Annotated in this window: 3 protein-coding genes; 2 read left to right on the top strand and 1 reads right to left on the bottom strand. The window is 66.7% G+C overall.

The features are described 5' to 3' along the window. Positions 1 to 256, bottom strand: a 256-nt coding sequence (locus tag AB4Y84_RS19605; protein WP_442250716.1) for a glutathione S-transferase N-terminal domain-containing protein, incomplete at its 3' end; no start/stop codon positions are given. Positions 257 to 301: 45 nt separating this feature from the next. On the opposite strand from AB4Y84_RS19605, the gene rmuC reads away from it, so the two are divergent. Together rmuC and AB4Y84_RS19615 are read left to right on the top strand one after the other, a co-directional pair. Continuing rightward, complete coding sequence (gene rmuC / locus AB4Y84_RS19610) at positions 302 to 1849, top strand: DNA recombination protein RmuC (RefSeq protein ID WP_442244249.1); 1548 nt, start codon at positions 302 to 304, stop codon at positions 1847 to 1849. A gap of 71 nt (positions 1850 to 1920) precedes the next feature. Then, the gene (locus AB4Y84_RS19615; RefSeq protein WP_442250717.1) at positions 1921 to 2322 is read left to right on the top strand and encodes a hypothetical protein; all 402 of its coding nucleotides are present in this window, start codon (positions 1921 to 1923) and stop codon (positions 2320 to 2322) included. The last annotated feature ends 36 nt before the right edge of the window (positions 2323 to 2358 follow it).

Here is a 2358-nt window from a genome sequence, read left to right on the forward strand (position 1 = left end):
GGGCACGGGCCTGTGCGGCGCACGGCAGCAGGTCATCGCGGCCCTGGCGTGCGGCCAGATAGCGGCAGATGCTGTTGGACTCCCACAGCACGAAGTCGCCATCGCGCAGCACCGGTACCTGCCGGTTCGGATTCAGCGTGGACAGCACGTCCGGCGCAGGTGCCGGATCATGGGAGAACGGCAGATCGAGTTCGGCGCACAGCCACAGCACTTTGCGCACGTTGATCGAGGTGGGCTTTCCGTAGAGTACAAACATGGGTTCGTTTCAGCACGTGAGACTGGGCCAGCCTACACTTGCCACATGCAAACCGAATTCCTCCTCGTCGCCGGCCTGCTGCTGGTCGTGCTGATCCTGCAACTGGTGGCGCTGCTGCGCCGCCCGCCCCATGATCGGCTGGAACAGGCCGTGCGTGATGAAGCGCGCGTCGGCCGCAGCGAGTTGCGCGAGCAGCTCGATGGGTTCGCGCGCGCGCTGACCGATCTGTCCACCCGCACCGACCAGCGCCTGGACCTGCTGCGTGAAGCGCTGGGCGAAGATGCACGCAAGGCCCGCGCCGAGGCGGCCGACAGCCAGCAGCGCAGCGCCGTCTCGCTGGGCGAACGCCTGCAGGAACTGCGCGTGCAGCTGGATGTGTTCGGCCAGCAGCAGGAGGCGCGTATCCATGCCTTCGGCCAGCAGTTGCAGGAACTGACCGCCCGTACCGACACCCAGTTCGGTGCGCTGCGGCAGGCACTGGTGGAGGATGCCCGCAAGGGCCGCGAAGAGGGTGCGCAATCGCAGCAGCGCCTGACCGAGAGCCTGGGCCTGCGCCTGCAGGAGCTGACCCAGCGCAACGAACAGCGCATCTCGGAAATGCGCGCCACCCTGGAAGAACAGCTGCGCGCGCTGCAGGCCGACAACGCGCAGAAGCTCGAGCAGATGCGCCATACCGTCGACGAGAAGCTGCAGTCCACACTGGAAACGCGGCTGGGCAATTCGTTCAAGCTGGTGTCCGAACGGCTGGAGCAGGTGCAGCGCGGGCTGGGTGAAATGCAGCAGCTGGCAACCGGCGTGGGCGACCTGAAGCGGGTACTGACCAACGTCAAGAACCGCGGCAGCTGGGGCGAAGTGCAGCTGGAGAACATCCTCGAGCAGACCCTCACCCAGGAACAGTACGCGCGCGCGGTGAAGGTGCGTCCTGACGGCAACGAGATGGTCGACATCGCCGTGCGCCTGCCGGGCCGTCGCGACGACGACACGCCGGTCTGGCTGCCGATCGATTCCAAGTTCCCACGCGAAGACTATGAGCGCCTGCTCGATGCGCAGGAACAGGGTGATGCCGAGGGCGTGCGCCTGCAGGGCATCCAGCTGGAACGCGCGATCCGCGTGCAGGCCAAGTCGATCTGCGAGAAGTACATCGTGCCGCCGCACACCACCGATTTCGCGGTGATGTTCGTGCCCACCGAAGGACTGTATGCCGAGGTGATCCGGCGCCCGGGTCTGGTCGATCTGCTGCAGCGCGAGCATCGCGTGGTGGTGGCCGGGCCGACCACAGTCACTGCGCTGCTCAACAGTCTGCAGATGGGCTTCCGCACGTTGGCCATCGAACAGCGGTCCAGTGAAGTGTGGACGTTGCTGGGTGCCGTCAAAACCGAGTTCGGCAAATTCGGTAGCGTGCTCGACAGCGTGAAGACCAAGCTCGACCAGGCCAGCAAGCAGATCGACCAGACGGGGGTACGCACGCGTGCCATCGCCCGCAAGCTGCGGGACGTCGAGTCGCTGCCGGCCGAACAGAGTCGGCAGTTGCTTCCCGACAGCCTGCTGCCCGAGGAGGGTGGCGAAGAAGGCAACGAGGGTGAAGAGGCCTGAGCGGCGCTGACACGCCGCGTGCATCGCGCTGTGCGTATGCTGGCCGCCGCTCACCTCGATCAGGTACCGCCATGCGTTTCCGTCTCTTTGCCAGCCTTGCCCTGGGCGCGCTGCTTGCCGCCTGCAGCAGCACCCCACCGGCCAGTGAAGACGCAGGCACGGCAGCCACGGCGGCCGACAGCCCTGAAGCCGCTGCAGCCTATGAAGAAGCGCGCGATGTGGACTGCCGCGCGGCGGGCGGTACCCTGCAGCCGTTGGGCCGCCTGCAGCGGGTGCAGTGCGTGATTCCGTATGCCGACGCGGGCAAGTCCTGCAGCAGCAAGAGCGACTGCAGCGGCCAGTGCCTGGCGTCCGCCGAGGTGACCGCAGGCGCGGTGGCAACCGGCACCTGCCAGCGTGATGTCAGCCAGAACTTCGGTTGCCGGCAACGCATCGACGGTGGCAAGGCGCAGGGCACGATCTGCGTGGATTGAAGGTAGTGCCGGCCGCTGGCCGGCAACCTCATGACC

The organism is Stenotrophomonas sp. 2YAF22 (genome assembly GCF_052114665.1).
GTDB classification, from domain to species: domain Bacteria; phylum Pseudomonadota; class Gammaproteobacteria; order Xanthomonadales; family Xanthomonadaceae; genus Stenotrophomonas; species Stenotrophomonas indicatrix.

What these genes read in the sequence shown, in the direction of transcription:
- rmuC (WP_442244249.1), top strand. Translation starts at nt 302, where the DNA reads ATGCAAACCGAATTCCTCCTCGTCGCCGGCCTGCTGCTGGTCGTGCTG.
- AB4Y84_RS19615 (WP_442250717.1), top strand. Translation starts at nt 1,921, where the DNA reads ATGCGTTTCCGTCTCTTTGCCAGCCTTGCCCTGGGCGCGCTGCTTGCC.